The sequence below is a fragment of the Phaeobacter sp. LSS9 genome, assembly GCF_003443595.1.
Taxonomy (GTDB): Bacteria; Pseudomonadota; Alphaproteobacteria; order Rhodobacterales; family Rhodobacteraceae; genus Phaeobacter; species Phaeobacter piscinae.
In genome coordinates this window covers 2,029,496-2,047,246 of record NZ_CP031956.1, presented here as the reverse complement: position 1 = coordinate 2,047,246, position 17,751 = coordinate 2,029,496, and the positions used below count along the sequence as shown (strand labels likewise).

The 17,751-nt window shown below is 60.2% G+C and carries 19 protein-coding genes; 14 read left to right on the top strand and 5 right to left on the bottom strand.

Going from position 1 to position 17,751, the window contains the following annotated elements; translation table 11 throughout:
• The first annotated feature begins 6 nt into the window (after positions 1–6).
• The 7 genes from D1820_RS09735 (at position 7) to ccoS (ending at position 6,847) form a co-directional block, all read left to right on the top strand.
• On the top strand, positions 7–204 hold the full coding sequence (locus D1820_RS09735) for a CcoQ/FixQ family Cbb3-type cytochrome c oxidase assembly chaperone (RefSeq protein ID WP_040174575.1): 198 nt from the start codon (positions 7–9) through the stop codon (positions 202–204).
• Positions 201–1,070, top strand: a complete 870-nt coding sequence (gene ccoP / locus D1820_RS09730; protein ID WP_040174574.1) for a cytochrome-c oxidase, cbb3-type subunit III — start codon at positions 201–203, stop codon at positions 1,068–1,070. The genes D1820_RS09735 and ccoP overlap by 4 nt, the downstream gene beginning before the upstream one ends.
• 152 nt (positions 1,071–1,222) lie before the next feature.
• Positions 1,223–1,996 (top strand): transglutaminase domain-containing protein, encoded by a 774-nt coding sequence (locus tag D1820_RS09725; protein ID WP_118068821.1) that lies wholly within the window; start codon positions 1,223–1,225, stop codon positions 1,994–1,996.
• Positions 1,997–2,554: 558 nt separating this feature from the next.
• Complete coding sequence (gene ccoG, locus D1820_RS09720) at positions 2,555–3,994, top strand: cytochrome c oxidase accessory protein CcoG (RefSeq protein ID WP_118070132.1); 1,440 nt, start codon at positions 2,555–2,557, stop codon at positions 3,992–3,994.
• Positions 3,991–4,461: a FixH family protein gene (locus D1820_RS09715; RefSeq protein ID WP_118068820.1), complete on the top strand. Its 471-nt coding sequence runs from the start codon at positions 3,991–3,993 to the stop codon at positions 4,459–4,461. Before ccoG ends, D1820_RS09715 begins: the two co-directional genes overlap by 4 nt.
• 3 nt (positions 4,462–4,464) lie before the next feature.
• Positions 4,465–6,645, top strand: coding sequence for a heavy metal translocating P-type ATPase (locus D1820_RS09710; protein WP_118068818.1), 2,181 nt, complete (start codon positions 4,465–4,467; stop codon positions 6,643–6,645).
• Between the two features lie 43 nt (positions 6,646–6,688).
• Complete coding sequence (ccoS, locus tag D1820_RS09705) at positions 6,689–6,847, top strand: cbb3-type cytochrome oxidase assembly protein CcoS (protein WP_024095921.1); 159 nt, start codon at positions 6,689–6,691, stop codon at positions 6,845–6,847.
• A gap of 87 nt (positions 6,848–6,934) precedes the next feature.
• On the opposite strand, the gene D1820_RS09700 is transcribed toward ccoS, so the two are convergent.
• The 3 genes from D1820_RS09700 to D1820_RS09690 all read right to left on the bottom strand — a co-directional run bounded on the left by D1820_RS09700 (position 6,935) and on the right by D1820_RS09690 (position 9,942).
• The gene (locus D1820_RS09700; RefSeq protein ID WP_118068817.1) at positions 6,935–8,524 is read right to left on the bottom strand and encodes a D-alanyl-D-alanine carboxypeptidase family protein; all 1,590 of its coding nucleotides are present in this window, start codon (positions 8,522–8,524) and stop codon (positions 6,935–6,937) included.
• 333 nt (positions 8,525–8,857) lie between these two features.
• A complete protein-coding gene (locus D1820_RS09695) occupies positions 8,858–9,196 on the bottom strand; it encodes a hypothetical protein (protein WP_118068815.1) in 339 nt (112 codons plus the stop codon).
• 32 nt (positions 9,197–9,228) lie between these two features.
• Positions 9,229–9,942, bottom strand: a complete 714-nt coding sequence (locus D1820_RS09690) for an HAD family hydrolase (protein ID WP_118068814.1) — start codon at positions 9,940–9,942, stop codon at positions 9,229–9,231.
• 88 nt (positions 9,943–10,030) lie between these two features.
• On the opposite strand from D1820_RS09690, the gene clpS reads away from it, so the two are divergent.
• The 5 genes from clpS (at position 10,031) to D1820_RS09665 (ending at position 14,186) form a co-directional block, all read left to right on the top strand.
• Positions 10,031–10,372, top strand: a complete 342-nt coding sequence (gene clpS / locus D1820_RS09685; RefSeq protein WP_014875880.1) for an ATP-dependent Clp protease adapter ClpS — start codon at positions 10,031–10,033, stop codon at positions 10,370–10,372.
• A 14-nt stretch (positions 10,373–10,386) separates the two neighbouring features.
• Entirely contained in the window at positions 10,387–11,379 is a 993-nt protein-coding gene (locus tag D1820_RS09680; RefSeq protein ID WP_118068812.1) for a class I SAM-dependent methyltransferase, read from the top strand.
• A gap of 106 nt (positions 11,380–11,485) precedes the next feature.
• Positions 11,486–12,289 carry an SDR family NAD(P)-dependent oxidoreductase gene (locus D1820_RS09675; protein ID WP_118068810.1) on the top strand — a complete coding sequence of 268 codons (804 nt, stop codon included), beginning with the start codon at positions 11,486–11,488 and terminating at the stop codon, positions 12,287–12,289.
• Positions 12,290–12,326: 37 nt separating this feature from the next.
• Positions 12,327–13,220: an oxygen-dependent coproporphyrinogen oxidase gene (gene hemF, locus D1820_RS09670; protein ID WP_118068808.1), complete on the top strand. Its 894-nt coding sequence runs from the start codon at positions 12,327–12,329 to the stop codon at positions 13,218–13,220.
• A gap of 126 nt (positions 13,221–13,346) precedes the next feature.
• Positions 13,347–14,186, top strand: coding sequence for a GH25 family lysozyme (locus D1820_RS09665; protein ID WP_118068807.1), 840 nt, complete (start codon positions 13,347–13,349; stop codon positions 14,184–14,186).
• Between the two features lie 77 nt (positions 14,187–14,263).
• Here the strand turns inward: D1820_RS09665 and hemC are convergent, their stop codons facing one another.
• Positions 14,264–15,226, bottom strand: coding sequence for a hydroxymethylbilane synthase (gene hemC / locus D1820_RS09660; protein ID WP_118068805.1), 963 nt, complete (start codon positions 15,224–15,226; stop codon positions 14,264–14,266).
• A gap of 110 nt (positions 15,227–15,336) precedes the next feature.
• Between hemC and hemE the strand changes: the two genes are divergently transcribed.
• Both hemE and D1820_RS19115 read left to right on the top strand, forming a co-directional pair.
• Positions 15,337–16,371, top strand: a complete 1,035-nt coding sequence (gene hemE / locus D1820_RS09655; protein ID WP_118068804.1) for a uroporphyrinogen decarboxylase — start codon at positions 15,337–15,339, stop codon at positions 16,369–16,371.
• Positions 16,372–16,470: 99 nt separating this feature from the next.
• Positions 16,471–16,638 (top strand): hypothetical protein, encoded by a 168-nt coding sequence (locus D1820_RS19115; RefSeq protein WP_014881143.1) that lies wholly within the window; start codon positions 16,471–16,473, stop codon positions 16,636–16,638.
• A gap of 1 nt (position 16,639) precedes the next feature.
• Here D1820_RS19115 and D1820_RS09650 read toward each other — a convergent pair whose 3' ends face one another.
• A complete protein-coding gene (locus tag D1820_RS09650; RefSeq protein WP_118068802.1) occupies positions 16,640–17,740 on the bottom strand; it encodes a CaiB/BaiF CoA-transferase family protein in 1,101 nt (366 codons plus the stop codon).
• Positions 17,741–17,751: the final 11 nt, after the last annotated feature.

Below are 17,751 nucleotides of genomic sequence, written 5' to 3'. Positions count from 1 at the left end.
GCAGACATGGACATTTATACTCTGCTTCGGGAATTCGCCGACAGCTGGATGCTGCTCTTCCTGTTTGTGTTCTTTCTGGCCGTGGTGGTCTGGGCGTTTCGCCCCGGCAGCACCAAGGTTTACAAGGATACCGCCAACATCCCCTTCCGGCATGAAGACAAACCCGCCCCAGAAATGGGTAAAGCCAAGGAGGCGCGGTCATGAGTAAGAAAGTGAAGAAGTTCGAGGACGATCCGAACACCACCGGCCATAGCTGGGACGGGATCGAAGAGTTCGACAATCCGATGCCGCGTTGGTGGCTCTGGACCTTCTATGCGACCATTATCTGGGCCATCGGCTATACCGTTGCCTACCCGGCCTGGCCGGGGATCCAATCGGCGACAGCCGGTGTGCTGGGCTGGAACTCCCGGGCGCTGGTCGCTGAGGAAATCGCAGCCGTGAACGAGGCCAACGCCCCGATCAACAGTCGTCTGGAGGAGATTGAGCTGGCGTCTATCACCACCGATCCCGAGTTGAACGGCTATGCGGTTTCGGCTGGCTCGGCGGTGTTCAAGACCTGGTGCGCCCAATGTCACGGTGCTGGCGCAGCCGGGGCGAAAGGGTATCCGAACCTTCTGGATGATGACTGGCTTTGGGGCGGGTCGATGGAGGACATTCACGCCACCATCGCCCATGGTATCCGCAACGAAGAAAGCGACGATGCGCGCTACTCTGAGATGCCAGCCTTTGGCCGGGATGAGTTGCTGGAGAAGGAAGAGATTGATCAGGTCGTGAACTATGTGATGTCTCTTTCGGGTGAGCCTCAGGATGCCGCCAAGGTCGAGGCGGGGTCTGTGATCTTCGCGGACAATTGTGCTTCTTGCCACATGGACGATGGCACCGGTGACCGCTCCCAGGGGGCGCCGAACCTCGCAGATGCCATCTGGCTCTATGGTGGGGATCACGCGACACTGACCGAAACCGTCTACAACTCGCGTTACGGGGTTATGCCAAACTGGAACGCGCGCCTGACAGAGGCCCAGATCCGCGCGGTCACCGCTTATGTGCACCAATTGGGTGGCGGTGAATAAGGCTGCGCCCTTTCATACGGTATCAGCATCGAGCGGGGCTGCCTTTGGGCGGCCCCGTTCCGTTTCAGCATGTTGGTTCATGGTTGATTTCCCCCTTGAAGCTACAGCCGCTGTAGGGTGTAGCAGGGCTGGGCAACCAAATAGGTGATCTCATGCCCAATACCCGTTTTCTTGACGTAACACCGATGCTCGACAGCAAGGCACCAGCGATAGCTGCGTTGATCTCAGACCGTGGCTGGCAGCAGCTGTCCCCTCATGAACGGATCGGTGCAGCCTATGACTACGTCCGCGATGAGATCCTGTTTGGCTATAATGTGGCCGACACGCGCCCCGCCTCGTTGGTACTTGCGGATGGCTACGGTCAGTGCAACACAAAGGCGACGCTGCTGATGGCCGTGTTGCGCGCGCTTGGTATCCCGTGTCGACTGCACGGGTTCACCATCGACAAGAGCCTACAACGCGGAATAGTGCCTGAACTTGTGTATTGGATGGCGCCACGCACCATCCTGCATTCATGGGTTGAGGTTCGTCTGGACGCCCGATGGATCAATCTTGAGGGGTTCATTCTCGATCAGCAGGTCTTGAGCTCGTTGCAAGCGGCGTTTCCGGGCCGGACGTCGTTATGTGCCTATGGCGCGGGGACCGACTGCCTGCAAGCGCCAATGGTCAGCTGGCAGGGGCGGGATACCTACATTCAGCGAACCGGTATCAATGGCGATCTTGGTGTTTTCGACAGTCCGGATGCGTTCTTTGGCGAATATGAACAGGCACTGACGGGGGTACGGGGGTGGCTTTACCGAAACATCATTCGTCATTGGATGAACCAACGGGTCGCTGCGATTCGGCGCGGGGCTGTGCCGACGCTGCCTGGCGGTGACAACGCACTGATGCCGGATGTTCCGGCTCGGGTATTTACGGATCGCTGAAATCGCAGCACCTATTTTATGGTTTTTTGATCCCTGTCAAATACCCAAGCAGCGTTACTGGGTAATATCCCTTCTTGAGACAGTGCCGTCGGTTCGCCCTTTCCAGCGCCGATGTCTGTCCAGTTCGCCCTCCTGCTTTGCAGGGGCGGACCCGGCGTCGGCTTTTCGATCTGTTCGCGCGTTTCCTGAAAAGCCGACGCTCTGACGCTCCCAGAGGACTGACAGGGCTGATGTGTCCTTGTGAACGTCGCGCTACCCAGCGCGCAGCGATCACGCTATGCTCTTTCTCAGAGAGAAGGTGCTTAGCGAATGAGCCTGCGCTCTGGTGTCACATCTGCGACGCGGCGACGCGCGGGGGCTTGTCGCAATAACATGTAAACACCTGTATTATATGAGATTATGGTGCGTGCTGTAATCTCGGACAGAATGCCGCGCCCGGTTGACGGCGTCCGAGTAGCGGCAAAGATGCGTTCCGTATATGCGTTTGATCCACGTCAAGGTTCGTCCGTGGCGCATCTGGGACAACCGCTGCAACAAAGCAAGATTTGGAGTGAGTCCGTGAGCGATTCCGATCCCGCCCCCAGCCTGTATGCCGCCCATGAGCCGATATTCCCTCGCCGTGTGTCCGGGCCGTTTCGAAACTTGAAATGGTATATCATGGCGGTGACGCTGGGGATCTACTACCTGACGCCCTGGATCCGTTGGGACCGGGGGCCGGCACTGCCGGATCAGGCGGTTTTGCTGGATTTGGCCAACCGGCGCTTTTATTTCTTCTGGATCGAAATCTGGCCACATGAATTCTACTTCGTCGCGGGCCTTCTGATCATGGCCGGTCTGGGGTTGTTTCTGTTCACCTCGGCGCTTGGCCGTGTCTGGTGTGGCTACACCTGTCCGCAGACTGTCTGGACCGACCTGTTCATTCTGGTGGAACGCTGGATCGAAGGGGATCGAAACGCACGATTGCGTCTACACCGCCAGAAAAAGCTGGATTTCCGAAAGGCGCGGCTGCGGGTTACCAAATGGGTCGTCTGGCTCCTGATCGGGCTCGCAACCGGGGGCGCATGGGTGTTCTACTTTGCAGATGCACCAACCCTGCTGCGGGATTTGCTGACGGGTCAGGCTCACCCCGTTGCCTATACCACGATGGCCATTCTGACCGGCACCACTTTCCTTTTCGGTGGCTTTGCCCGAGAACAGATCTGTATCTATGCCTGCCCCTGGCCGCGTATTCAGGCCGCGATGATGGATGAGGATACTTTGACCGTAGGCTACCGCGAATGGCGCGGAGAGCCACGTGGCAAGCCTCGCAAGACCGATGAGCCCGGTTTGGTGCATGGTGACTGCATTGATTGCATGGCCTGCGTCAACGTCTGCCCGATGGGGATCGACATTCGCGATGGGCAACAGATGGAGTGTATTACCTGCGCCCTCTGTATTGATGCCTGTGATGATGTGATGGAGCGGATCGGCAAACCGCGCGGATTGATCGACTACATGGCGCTGAGCGACGAGGCGAATGAGCGCGCAGGACATGCGCCCAAGAACATCTGGAAACACATCCTGAGGCCGCGGACCATCATGTATACGGCCCTATGGGGGAGCGTTGGTCTGGCGCTGTTGTTTGCCCTGTTCATCCGCTCTGACATTGAACTGACGGTTGCTCCGGTGCGCAACCCGACCTTTGTGACCCTCTCCGACGGATCGATCCGCAACACCTACGACGTGCGGCTGCGCAACAAGACTGGTGAGCCTCGTCCGTTTGAGCTGTCGATCAAGGGGGAGCCTGCAATGCTACTGGAACTGGAAGGGGTCGATGGCACGATTGTCACCGTACCTGCGGATACCAGCTTCCTTCAGCGGGTCTATATCGTGGCACCAAAAACCGCCGAGGCTGCATCTGCACGCAGTACGCCGGTGCGGATCTGGGTCGCTGATCTCGACAACGGAGAGCGCGCGTATAAGGATACCAGCTTTAATGGGCGGGGAGCCGGGCAATGAGTGAAGGTAAAACACCACGGCAGTTCACCGGCTGGCACATGCTCATGGTCTTTGGCGGGGCGTTCACCGTGATCATCGGCGTCAATATTGCGCTGGCGGTCAATGCGGTACGCACCTTTCCAGGGCTTGAGGTGAAGAACAGCTATGTCGCCAGCCAAAGCTTTGATGCCCGCCGCGATGCGCAGCAAGCCCTGGGCTGGTCAGTCTATGCCTCGGCTATCGGCGATCAGGTGAAACTGGAAATCACCGATGCCGATGGTGCCCCGGTTGAGGTCGCCGCGTTGCGCGCGACCCTTGGCCGTGCGACCCATGTGAAGGACGACCAGACCCCGGATTTCCAGTTTGACGGCACGGCTTATGTTGCTCCGGCTGAGTTGAGCGCTGGAAACTGGAACATCCGAATGGTCGCACGGGCGGAGGACGGTACGGAGTTTACGCAGCGTGTCATCCTGCATGTGGCGCGGTAAACGATGAGCACCGCCGTCCGCCCCCAGCTTGCGGCCTGTCCGGGCTGCGTTGCCGCACCAAATGGCACAGTAGAACAGGCGCCAACGGAGGCGCGTCTGGCGCTGTCACTGCCCAGCATCCACTGTCAGGCCTGTATCTCAACCGTTGAGCGTGGATTGAACGCGGTGCCGGGCGTGCGGAGCGCGCGGGTGAATCTCACACTGAAGCGCGCGCTGATTGAGGCGGACCCCGAAATGCGCGCATTGGATCTGGTGCCGGTGCTGGAACGCCTGGGATTCGAGGCGCATGAGCTGGACCTCGCGGCGCTAAGTGCAACCCAGACAGATCAGGTCGGCCGTGACCTGTTGATGCGGTTGGCGGTTGCCTTCTTCGCCTCCATGAACGTAATGCTGCTGTCGATTTCGGTTTGGTCCGGGGCGAGCGACGCAACCCGCGATATGTTCCATTGGATCTCTGCGGCGATCACCTTCCCGGCGATCCTGTTTGCGGGGCAGCCGTTCTTCCGCAATGCCTGGCAAGCCCTTCGGGTGGGGCGGTTGAATATGGACGTGCCGATTGTCCTGGCAATTGTTCTGGCCCTACTGACCTCACTGTGGGAGACCTCCCTGTCCGGAGAGCATGCGTATTTCGATGCGGCGCTGACGTTGACCTTTTTCCTGCTGGCCGGGCGGTATCTGGATCATCGCACTCGCGCGGTCGCCCGGTCCGCTGCGGAGGAATTGGCCGCCCTGGAGGTCCCGCGTGCGCTACGCCTGGATTCGGGGGGGCAACCGGTGGAAGTGGCGGTCGCAGATCTGGTCATTGATGACCATATTCTTGTGCGGCCCGGTGGGCGAATGCCCGTGGATGGCGTCGTGCTGGAGGGGCAGTCTGAACTGGACCGATCCCTGCTGACCGGCGAAACGCTGCCGGTTTTTGCCGAAGTCGGAAGCTCGGTTTCTGCGGGTGAGGTCAATCTGACCGGTCCCTTGGTGATCCGCGCGACGGCGGTCGGGAAAGAAAGCTCTCTGCATCAACTGGCGGATCTTGTCGCCATCGCGGAATCCGGACGCTCGCGCTATACCTCATTGGCGGATCGGGCTGCAAAGCTCTATGCGCCGGGGGTTCACATTCTGTCGGGGCTGGCCTTTCTCGGCTGGTATCTCTTCACCTTCGACATGCGGGTCGCGCTGAATATCGCGGCAGCTGTCTTGATCATCACCTGCCCCTGTGCGCTGGGGCTGGCCGTGCCTGCGGTGACCACGGCAGCCTCGGGCCGGTTGTTCAAAAAAGGTATGTTGATCAAACATGCAACCGCGCTGGAACGTCTGGCTGAGGTGGATACCGTCGTTTTCGATAAAACCGGTACGCTGACCAACGGGCAGCCGCGCTGTGATGATTTTGACCAATTGTCGTTGTCGGACCAGAGGCTGGCCTATGCGTTGGCGCAGGGATCGGACCACCCGCTGTCAGTCGCAATCTGCCGTGCGGCCGCGCAGGCCGGGATCAAGGCGGCCGTCGTGACCGCACAAGAAGAAGTTCCCGGATACGGCAGTGAAGCCTTGTATGAGGGGCAACGTGTGCGTCTTGGCCGTGCGGCCTGGGTCGGAGCTGAACCGGGAGAGAAGACAGCGGCCTATCTTGATCGGGGGGCAGGCGCACCGCAGGCTCTGACGTTTTCCGACAGTCTGCGGCCCGGCGCTGCTAACGCCGTTGAGGCGCTTTTGAAAGCGGGCAAAGATGTCTGGCTGATTTCCGGTGATGCAGAGGGGGCGGTTCGTGATCTCGCAACGCGTCTTGGAATTAAGAGCTGGATTGCCGCAGCCTTGCCGCAGGACAAATGCGACCAGGTATCGCTGTTGTCGCAGCAGGGGCATCGGGTGTTGATGGTGGGCGATGGGCTTAATGACACGGCAGCGCTGGCGGCGGCCCATGTCTCCATCTCGCCGGCCTCAGCGCTGGATGCAGCACGGGTGGCCTCAGATATTGTTCTGCTTGGGCAGGATCTGTCACCTATCGCTGAAGCCTGCACCGTTGCCCAGAAAGCCACCCGCCGCATCCGCGAGAATTTCCGCATTGCGACGCTTTACAATGTGATCGCAGTCCCCCTCGCAGTCGCTGGGCTTGCGACCCCATTGGTGGCCGCCTTGGCGATGTCGACCTCGTCCATTACAGTGTCCCTGAACGCGCTGCGTCTGCGGTAATGAAACGCGCAGGCGACGGTGAACCCAGACCAAGAGAGTTCTGATGAGTGTACTGACCTATCTGATTCCAATCTCCCTGTTTCTGGGAGGCGTTGGCCTTGTCGGGTTTCTCTATACCGTGCGTTCGAATCAGTATGATGATCCTGAAGGGGACGCCCGCCGCATCCTGAGCGATGAGTGGGACGACCATCCAAAGCCCTGATAAGGCCCTTTCCAACACCGGGAGCTGTCAGTCAAAAGAAAAGGCGCCTTAGGGGCGCCTTCTCCTGTTGGCTCTGCGATCCCGCGCTTAGGAGGGACCGACCGTTTCGCAAGTGATATTGCGGGCAGAGAGGCGGCGGCAGGCGAGGGCCGCACTCTCTTTGGTCATGCCAAGGAAGTTGGCATCAAAGCCACGAGGTGTTCTGACAACTTTGCGCAGGCTGCCGTCCAAGGTGGCCATTTCGGCCAAGGCCGTACGCAGCAGCACCTTTTCAGCCTGATAGCGGCTGCCGTAGCGCCCGACATTGATACCCCAGTACCGCCCGCCTGATGTGGACAGGCGGGTGACAACGACGGGTTCCGGTTCTGCGGTCGTCTGGTTTTCTGCCAGCCGCGCGGGACGCGCCATCGGACGCAGCCCGACAAAGGGACGCGGTTTGGCGATCGGGGTTGAGGCCTGCTCGGCGACGGCAGCGATGACTTCTGCCTCCGCAATTGCTGCCGTTATGCTGGCCTGTAGCACGTCGCGATCCAGCTTTGGTGCGGCTTCGCTTGCGGCCGAAGGTGCTTCGGTGGTTGGCGCATCTGCGGTCGTGGCGCTTGTCTGCGCCTCTGCCAGCAGCGTCGATGTGTCCGGTTCGGCGGATGCTGGACGGCCCTTGGGACGCAGGCTGGTTTTCACCAGACCCGAAACGCGAATGGTTTTGCCTGCGGCACCATTTGGCGCGCTGTCACCGGTGCTGGCCAACTGCGTTCCGAGACCCCGATTGCCTTGATAAGGCGGGCGGGCCGGGCGGCGGAGTTTGGCGCGACTGGGCGCGCGGCGAAAGCCGAGATCCAGCAGTTCGGCCACTTTGGCATTGCGGGAGGTAGAGGATTTGCCACCAAAAACCGTAGCGATAACCCGTTCATTCCCACGTTCGGCCGAGGCGACGAGGTTGAAACCGGCGGCACGGGTGTAGCCGGTCTTGATCCCATCGGCGCCACGGTAGGCCGCCAGCAAGCGGCGGTTGGTGTTGGGCACCTTGCGCACGCCCGCATCCGTCGACCGGCGCGAGAAGAGGTTGTAGTATTCGGGATAATCATAGAGCAGGTGCCGCCCCAGCGTTGTCATGTCGCGGGCGGTGGACATATGCCCCTTCTGGGTCAGGCCGTGCGCATTTTTGAAAGTGGTGCGCGACATGCCGAGCGCCTTGGCAGTGCGGGTCATGCGCCGGGCGAAAGCGGCCTCAGATCCGGCCAGTGTCTCGCCGATGGCGGTGGCGGCATCATTGGCGGATTTCACCGCAGCGGCGCGGATCAGGTAACGAAAGGCAATGCGTTGACCAGTTTTCAAACCCAGCTTGGAGGGCTGTTCGGAGGCGGCGTTACGGCTGATTTTTACCTTGGTATCAAGGCTGATCTCGCCGTTGCGAACCGCCTCGAACGCGATATAGAGCGTCATCATCTTGGTCAGGGAGGCGGGGTGCAGCCGGGTATCAGCGTTGCGCGAGTGCAAGACCTCTCCGGTCCGGGCGTCAATCACCATCGCAGCATATGGCGCAGCCATTGCATCGGGGGGCGCAGTTGCGACCATCGATAGGAAAATAATCAGTCCCAAGACCCAACGCCCCAGACGGGAACACGCCCGTCCTGCGCGGATCAGCGGAGTCCGCCTGACCTGCAGGATATCTACCATTTTTGCCTCTTGCCGCCGGTTTTCCGACTGACGTTTTTTGCCTGTATTAAAAAAGCGTAACACAGGGTCTGTTCGGAATAAACAGTGAGGTTTTTAAGGGAAAATCGCGAACGGGCCAGAGGCTTCGATATCTAGTGGAACGTCTGGCGAGTACCCACTACATCGGCGGTTGGTTAAGGAAGTGTTAGCAAAAAAAGTCGCAGAGCTTGGGGTCTTGAGCGGTTGTGCGCTGCCATCTGGTGCAGGGATGCAACAAGGTTGAGCGCAGGCACTTCCTGTTGGCTCCTCGTTAGTGTGACGGGTCGCTTGCAGCGCTTTTGCCCGGGCGCCTCATCAGGGGTGATGCTGGCCGGTAAAGTAGAAGGGACCTGTATAGGCCAGTTCCAGAGAAAACGCACAGGGGGCAGAGATTCGCGCGGTGATAGCCGCCCGCAGCGCCGCAAGTAACGTGCTGGAAAAATCTGCATTGCGATGCGGCTTCACCAGCACGGAGACCTTCACCGCAACATGGGTGTGGTGATAAGTATCGGTTGGGTATCCGCGCCCCTTGCAATCGCCCGCACCGTCGTCGTGGGACAGGATGACCTGTTCGATCTCAGCAAGGATCGCAGGGATATCGAGATCAAGATCGCTGCTGTATTTTATTTCGGCGTGAGGCATGGGCGTATCCATTGTGCTAGGCGTTGGGTGATGCCGGGGGCGGATCAACTGATCCGCGCCACCAGCGCGGGCAGGGCGCTCAGATCGGCAATTTCTGTATATCGGGAACTGTGAACCGGGGCCGGGGCGTATTCGACTTCCCAGACCAAACCATGCGGTACATAGGTGCCCCAGCCACCCGCCTCGATGATGGGCACCACGTCTGATCGCATGGAGTTTCCCACCATCATCGCATGTTCGGGGCCATCGCCGTGTCGTGCAAAAATCTCGGCGTAGATCTGAGGCGTTTTCTCCGACACGATCTCAACGCCGTCGAACAGATCCCCCAAACCGGACTGTGCCAGTTTGCGCTCCTGATCCAGAAGATCGCCCTTAGTGACCAGCACCACCCGGTGGCTGTCAGCCAACGCCTCAACCGCGCTTTGCGCGTTGGGCAGCAATTCGATCGGGTAGGACAGCATCATCTGGCCTGCGACAATCAACTCCTGGATCACGCTTGCCGGCACGCGGGCATCCGTCACCTCAATGGCGGTTTCGATCATCGACAGGGTGAAGCCTTTCACGCCGTAGCCATAGCGGCCAAGGTTCTGCTTCTCCGCGGCCAGCAGACGTGCGCCGAGAGCTTGCGAATCGACCCCCCGCGGGACGTGGTCCATCAGCAATTCGGCAAAGCGATCCTGAGTAATGCGGAAAAATCGTTCATTATGCCAAAGGGTATCATCGGCATCGAAGCCAATTGTTGTCAATTTTCGGGTCAATACGACACGCTCAATGCCTTTTCCTATTCACCAGAAAGGCTATATAAGCGGAACACCAAAATCCATCCACGATCGGAAGTCTGTGCCAATGCTGCCTACGCCAGTTATGATGTCGGATCACTCAGATGACGACACCGATCTCGGTGTCCTGACCAAGACCCGGCCCAAAACGCAGCGTCCGCCGCGCTATAAGGTGCTGTTGCTGAACGATGACTATACCCCGATGGAATTCGTGGTCATGGTGCTGGAACGGTTCTTCAACATGACCCATGCCGAGGCGTTTGAAGTGATGCTGACCGTGCATAAAAAGGGCGTCGCTGTGGTTGGCGTGTTTAGCCACGAGATCGCCGAGACCAAGGTCGGGCAAGTTATGGATTTTGCCCACCGCCATCAGCATCCTCTGCAATGCACGATGGAAAAAGAAGAATAAAAAGAGGCTCCTAGATGTCTGTGCGTCTGTCCCTGGCCGTCGAGACGGGTGGATTTCCCGTGCCCGAAACCGGCCATATCGCAGTGTTTCACCCCACCTCTGATATGGATCTGTCGGCACTGCCGAAAGAGCGGGTTCTGATCGTTCAGCCCTTTGCTCCTGATCATGCTGCGCTTGTGGCGCGGGGCTATGACTGCGTGCCTGAACTGCCTGCTGAGGCACGGTTTGCGGCAGCGGTTGTGTTCCTTTCGCGTGCTAAGGCGCTGACGCGTGGCCTACTGGCGCAGGCGGCAGAGCTCTGCGATGGGCCTGTCCTGGTCGATGGCGGCAAGACGGACGGCGTCGATTCGGTGCTGAAAGCTCTGCGCGCACGCTGCGAGGTGTCAGCACCCATCTCAAAAGCTCACGGGAAGGCGTTCAGCTTCGATGCGACAGGCACCGATCTGAGCGACTGGCAGGCTGCAACCACGCAGATTGACGGAGGGTTTCAGACCGCTCCGGGGGTGTTTTCCGCTGATGGTGTCGATCCGGCCTCGGCCCTGCTTGTCGCTGCACTGCCGGAAAAGCCGGGCCGTAATGTGGTCGATCTTGGCGCCGGCTGGGGATATCTGTCCTCAGCGGTTCTTCAACGAGAGACCGTGCAGACGCTGCATCTCGTCGAAGCTGACCACAGTGCGCTTAGCTGTGCACGACAGAATATAAACGATCCCCGCGCCCAGTTTCACTGGGCGGATGCCCGCAGTTGGCAGACAACCGAGCGGGTCGATTGTGTCATCTCCAACCCGCCGTTCCATACCGGTCGCGCGGCTGAGCCATCGCTGGGGCAGGCCTTCATCACCGCAGCCTCCGGGATGCTGGCACCTGCCGGGGTGTTCTGGCTGGTTGCCAACCGTCATCTTCCCTATGAGGCCACGCTTGCCGAACAGTTCGCTACGGTGACGGAGGCTGCAGGTGACAACCGCTTCAAAGTGCTGCAGGCCAGCCGCCCACGCCGTCATCGCCGCTGACGCAGGCGGACGACAAAGGATGGTTCACTTGTTTCTGTCCGCAGTCTAGGTTGCAGAAAAGAGGCTGGCCGCTGGTCCGTCCTCTCAGTCCTGACGGAGGTCATTCATGTCTTTTTCCATTTCTGGCAAAACGGCCATCGTTACCGGCTCGGCCAGTGGCATCGGCTTGGCCATTGGTAAGCAATTTGCTGCGGCGGGCGCCAATGTGATGTTTGCCGATACCGATGAACGGGCCTTGCTGAGTGAGCTGGGCACCCAGGCGGATGAGAGCAATATTCGCTATTTTGCCGGGGATCTGCGGGAACGCCTGACCATCGCCAATCTCCTGTCGGCAACGATTGATGCCTTTGACGAGGTCGACATCCTGGTCAACGGCGCCCGGCAGGTGGTGCCGACCGATCCGCTGGATCCGGAAGATGAGTCCATGGAACTGCTGCTCAATGAAACCCTGCTGCCGACCATGCGTCTGTCACAACAGGTGGCACGACGTATGATCAAGCAGGCGGAGCAGCGCGACAGCAGCGGACCAAATGGCGCAATCATCAACCTGTCATCCATCGCAGCGCGCCGGTCCCACCCTGAGCTTATGGCCTATTGCGTGGCTTCCGCCGCACTCGATCAGCTGACGCGCTCTTTGTCGGTGTCGCTTGCGCCGCATCGGATCCGGGTCAATTCCATCGCTTTCGGCTCGGTGATGAGTGCCTCGATGCAGGCCACGCTGAAGGACAACCGCGCTTATCGGCAGGACATCGAACGGCATACGCCGCTGGGCCGGATTGCCTCTCCCAGTGAGCTGACCGAGGCCGCGCAGTTCCTTGCTTCCGACGCAGCCGCCTTTATGACCGGACAGATTGTCACATTGGACGGTGGGCGCACGTTGCTGGACACGGTTGCCGTGCCGGTCCATTAAACCATCTCCCACCTCTCCTGCGGACATAGGCGACCAGATGAGCACCGATATGATTAACGAAAAGGCCCGCGCAGCGGCCTGGTTCAAGTCTTTGCGCGATGACATCGTCGCGGCTTTCGAAGCACTGGAAGACAGCCACAACAGCGGCCCCCTTTGCGATCAGCCTGCCGGCCGGTTTGAGGTCAGCGAAACCACCCGTCGCGCCGAGGAGGGCAGCGATGCGGGCGGCGGCCTGATGAGCGTGATGCGCGGTGGCCGGGTGTTTGAGAAGGTTGGCGTCAATATCTCCGAGGTTTACGGCACCCTGGGGGCACGCGCCCAATCTGCCATGGCGGCCCGTAAGGGGATCCCCGGCATGCAGGACGATCCGAGGTTCTGGGCCTCCGGCATTTCCCTTGTTGCCCATATGCAGAACCCCCATGCGCCCGCAGTCCACATGAACACGCGGATGTTCTGGACACCGCATGCCTGGTGGTTCGGCGGCGGCTCCGACCTTAACCCTTGTATTGAGTATGACGAGGACACGGCCCATTTCCACCGCACCCAGGAACAGCATCTGGCACCGCATGGGGACGCGCTCTATGGAGAGCTGAAAGACTGGGCGGATGAGTATTTCTATATCCCCCACCGCAACCGGGCGCGAGGCGTTGGCGGGATCTTCATGGATGATCGCAACACGGGTGATTGGGAGGCTGATTTTGCCCTGACGCAGGACATTGGCCGCGCGTTTCTTCCCGCCTATCTGCCACTGGTTGAAAAACGACGGCCGATGGCGTTTGGCGCACCGGAAAAGGACATTCAGCTGGTCCATCGTGGTCTCTATGCTGAATATAATCTGGTCTATGACCGTGGGACCAAGTTTGGCCTGGAAACCGGTCATGATGCCAATGCGGTGCTGATGAGCCTGCCACCAATGGCCAAATGGATCTGACGTCGCGGTGTTTTGCTGATTGCGGCATGGGGATGCCTTGGTCATTGCTCTGATCGGTCGGTCGCGCTTTACTGAGGCAAGGCGTGGGATTGCACGCAGATCCGGGGCAGATCAGGGCAGGTCCATATGAGCAGACTTTGGCTGTTGATTGCAGCAGTGTTGATGCTGGCCTCTTGCGGGTCACGCACCACATCTGTCGCGCCGCCTTCACCGCCGATCGGTCAGCCGGTCCAGCCGGGGGAGACCGCTGCCAGCCTCGCCGTGGCGCGCGCGGGGTTGATCACCCACCCTAAATTTGGTGACAGTGATCCACACCCTTGGGATGGCCGCACGCCCTGGTCCTATCCGATCCACGGGATTGATGTTTCACGCTGGCAGGGCGACATCGACTGGCGCCGGGCGAAGGCGGCTGGCATCAGCTTTGCCTACCTCAAGGCGACCGAAGGCGGCGATCTGGCGGATCCGAAGTTTCGCGATCACTGGCGCGGCGCGCGGCGGGCCGGTGTGAAACGCGGGGCTTATCATTATTATTACTTCTGCCGCCCTGCGGCCGAGCAGGCGCGCTGGTTCATCCGCCATGTCCCGCGCGACAGCGCCGCCTTGCCCCACGTGCTGGATATGGAATGGACGCCCCATTCACGTACCTGCACAAAACGGCCTTCCGGCAGTAAAATCCGTGCTGAGGCGGATCGGTTTCTCGATATTCTTGAGGCGCACTACGGACGTCGCCCGGTGCTCTACACCACCGTTGATTTCTACCGTGATACGGGCATCGGCCGGCTGAGGGGCACCGAATTCTGGCTGCGCTCTGTTGCGGATCACCCCCATGTTACCTATCCCGGCGCGCTTTGGCGGTTCTGGCAATATACCGGCACCGGGCGGGTGCCGGGGGTTGAGGGGAACGTCGATCTGAATGTCTTTGGTGGCGGGCCAGAGCGTTGGTTGCGTTGGTCCGGTCAGATCTGAGGCATCACACTTGGCGCATCTCCTGGCTGAAGATATCCCGGAGCGCGAGGCAGCGCCTCGCACCCCTTGGTCAGCCCTTAGCGTTTCCAGTCGAAGAAGCCTGCCCCGGCTTGGGCCAGCAGCTTTGCCGCCATCTCACGGCCCAGTTCCGCGCCGTCCTCAACCGGGCAGAACTGCTCATCGCTGATCGCCTCGGAACCGTCAGGACGTAGAACTTCGCCGCGCAATCGCAGTGTTCCGCCGTCCAGGGTGGCCAGCCCGGCAATCGGGGTTTCGCAGGAGCCGTCAAGTGCGGCCAGAAACGCGCGCTCTGCCGCCAGCCGCTCTCCGGTTTTGCGGTCGTGAAGGGCGGCCAGCATATCGCCGGTGCGGCTGTCATCCGCGCGCCGCTCAATCCCGATGGCGCCCTGGGCAACGGCGGGCAGCATGTCCTCAGGTGGAATGGGGGTTGCGGGCACCTGATCTGCGCCGAGCCGGTTCAGGCCGGCCATTGCCAGGAATGTGCATTCCGCGACACCATCGCGCAGCTTGGTCAGGCGTGTCTGAACGTTACCGCGAAACTCCACCACCTGCAGATCGGGGCGACGATGCAACAGCTGGGCGCGTCGCCGCAGGGAGGAGGTGCCGACAACCGCCCCTTCGCGCAGATCAGCGATGGCAGTGACATCTGGCGAGACGAAGGCATCACGCACGTCTTCGCGGGGCAGATAAGTTTCCAGCAGCAGCCCGGCAGGCTGTGCCACGGGCATATCCTTCATTGAATGCACCGCGATATCGATGGCTCCGGACAACAGATCCTCTTCGATTTCCTTGGTGAACAGACCTTTGCCGCCCAGTTCCTTCAGCGGTTTGTCTGCCGCGATCAGCGCCTGATTGTCCCCGCTGGTTTTGATCACCACGATCTCAAAGGCATCTTGTGGCAGATCGAAGGCCGCAACCAACCGGGCGCGTGTTTCATGGGCCTGGGCCAGCGCCAGAGGCGAACCGCGGGTGCCGATTTTCAGGGGCGAAGCGGGGGAGGGCAGATCAATCTGTGTCATGTGTTGACCCTTAATCGCGACATAATGCCATGACAAGCACCGGTCCTGCTGCCCTTGACAATTTGCCGCCAAGGCTAGACCTCAGATGCAACACAGATATGAGGGTGACCATGGCCGAACAGAAGAAACTGCTGCGCGCATTGGCGGGCGAGACACAGGATGTGCCGCCGATTTGGATGATGCGTCAGGCCGGTCGCTATCTGCCGGAATATCGCGCCACACGGGCCGAGGCGGGCGATTTTCTGTCGCTATGCTACAATCCGGAGCTGGCAACCGAGGTCACCCTGCAACCAATCCGCCGCTACGGGTTCGACGCCGCGATCCTTTTTGCCGATATTCTTCTGGTGCCGCAGGCTCTGGGGGCGGATCTGTGGTTTGTAACCGGCGAGGGGCCGCGCCTTTCGACAATCACCACCGAAGCGGATTTCGCCAAGCTGGGCCCGGTCAGCGATATTCACGAAACGCTGAACCCCATCTATGAGACGGTGCGCTTGCTCTCTTCGGCGCTACCTTCTGAGACCACGCTGATCGGCTTTGCCGGTGCGCCCTGGACTGTCGCGACCTATATGATCGCCGGGCGCGGCACCCCGGATCAGGGGCCTGCGCACCTGCTGCGTCAGGAGAATAACCCTCTGTTTGAGGCCCTGCTGGCGCGCATCACAGAGGCGACGATTGAATATCTGTCGATGCAGATCAAAGCCGGTGCAGAGGTGGTCAAAATCTTCGACAGCTGGGCAGGCTCGCTGCGTGGTGAGGCGTTTGAGAAATACGCGTTGGAGCCGTGCCGCCAGATCACCGATGCGTTGAAAGAGCGTCATCCGGGCATCCCGGTTATTGGCTTCCCGCGTGAGGCCGGTGACAAATATGTCGGGTTTGCCAAGGCAACCGGGGTGGATTGCATCGCGCTTGATAATTCGGTGGATCCTGAATGGGCCGCAGCCCATGTTCAGGTGGACGGCTGTGTGCAGGGCAATCTCGCGTCTCGTCATATGGTCACCGGCGGTCAGGAACTGGTGGATGACACCCGCCGCATCGTCAAAGCCTTTGGGAACGGGCCGCATATCTTCAACCTTGGTCATGGCATCACGCCTGATGCGGACCCGGACAATGTGCAGCGCATGATTGATGCGGTGCGGGGCGGCTGATCCGTCTGCACGCCACAATGTAATGCTTGAGATAATCTTGCGCGCTGAGGCCAATTGCGGCATCAGCGTCTTTTGCGATCACGCCGAAAGGGCAAGTCGATGGACTACAAGAAATCTGGCGCCCCCAAAAAGGGCAAGAACAGCCCGCGCCACCAAGAGCACAACGCTAAAGGGTCCGACAAGAACCCCTACGGCGGCCGCGAAACAAAAGCCGACCTGCTGGCGCGGATGAAGGCGGCAGCTGAGAAAGCCAAGAAAGCCGACTGACCTAGCGTCCGCGCTGCATCAGGTCCGCCAGTATTTGGGCCGTATGCTCACCGCGTTCTGGCGTGGGAGGGGCGGTCCAATCGCCCTGATCCGAGAATCGAGGCGCGGGTGCCGCCTGCAGGCCATTGTTTGCCATGATCCATGTCCTTCGCGTGTTCATGGGGTGGGTCACGGCTTCTTCCGGCGACAGAACTGGGGCCACACAGGCGTCGCTGCCATCGAACAGATCGGCCCAGTAGTCGCGCGTCTGGGTCGCAAAAATCCCGGTCAGCCGCGCGGCGAGCACGGGCCACAGCCTTTTGTCATGCTGCTGGGCGAATTGCGCGTCCTCGTCCAGATCCAGACGTGACAGAAACTCTGCGTAGAACTGCGGTTCCAGACATTGCACGCTGATATGGCCGCCGTCAGCGCAGAGGTAGCAACGGCTCCAATGGGGCCCATCCAGCAGGCTTGCCCCGCGCGGCGTTGCAAACTGCCCGGCCTGCTGCAATGTCATCAGCAGGTTCATCATATGGGCCGATCCATCGTATATCGCTGCGTCGACCACACATCCGGACGGGCTATCATCGTGGGCGTTTCCACGCTTCACAAGTGCCGCAAGAATACCAGCGACCAGATAAAGCGCACCTCCACCAATATCGCCCACCAGCGTCGCAGGCGGCTGGGGTGGCGTTCCTGGCGTCGCGTCATACCAAAGCGCGCCTGAGAGCGCGGTATAGTTCAGATCATGGCCTGCAGTCTGCGCCAGTGGGCTGTCCTGCCCCCAGCCTGTCATGCGACCATAGATGAGATTAGGGTTGCGAACATGGCAGGCCGCAGGCCCAAGGCCCAGACGCTCCATCACGCCGGGTCGAAACCCCTCAATCAACGCATCGGCGTTTTCGACCAGCTGCAGCAGCGTCTCCACATCGGCCGCTGATTTCAGATCCAGCATGATGGAGCGTTTGCCACGGTCGATGATCGGATGGGGTGGCATCAGACCTGCGTTGTGCCCTTTGCGGTGGACGCAAATAACGTCAGCCCCAAGATCTGCCAGCATCATCGCGGCAAAGGGCGCAGGCCCCAGCCCTTCAATTTCGATCACACGAATACACTGCAGCACGGGGGCGCCTC